A 258-nucleotide genomic window follows, 5' to 3' on the forward strand; every position below is an offset into this window, starting at 1 on the left:
GCCTGAGTCGGATGCGCGCTTTAATGGTATGACGCCAGACTACTATTTTCATTATTCTAAACAAGGTGACTACCAAGACAGAATTGACCAAATTGTACAATGGTTAAGTTTGCCTCAAGCGCAGCGCCCACGTTTTGTAGCCAGTTACTTTTCGCTGGTTGATAGTATGGGGCATGAGTTTGGCCCTGATGCAGTACAAACACGTGACGCTGTTCATAAGTTAGATGCCTTAGTGGGGCAATTACGTACTCGCTTGAG

1 protein-coding gene is annotated in these 258 nt (G+C 45.7%); it reads left to right on the plus strand.

Features of this window, described 5'->3' with window-relative positions; all coding sequences use genetic code 11:
* Positions 1–258, plus strand: a 258-nt coding sequence (locus tag R0K30_RS22515) for an alkaline phosphatase family protein (RefSeq protein WP_410613134.1), incomplete at both ends; no start/stop codon positions are given.

Origin of the sequence: Bacillus sp. SIMBA_154 (genome assembly GCF_046536015.1) — a bacterium.
Taxonomy (GTDB): domain Bacteria; phylum Bacillota; class Bacilli; order Bacillales; family Bacillaceae; genus Bacillus; species Bacillus pumilus_P.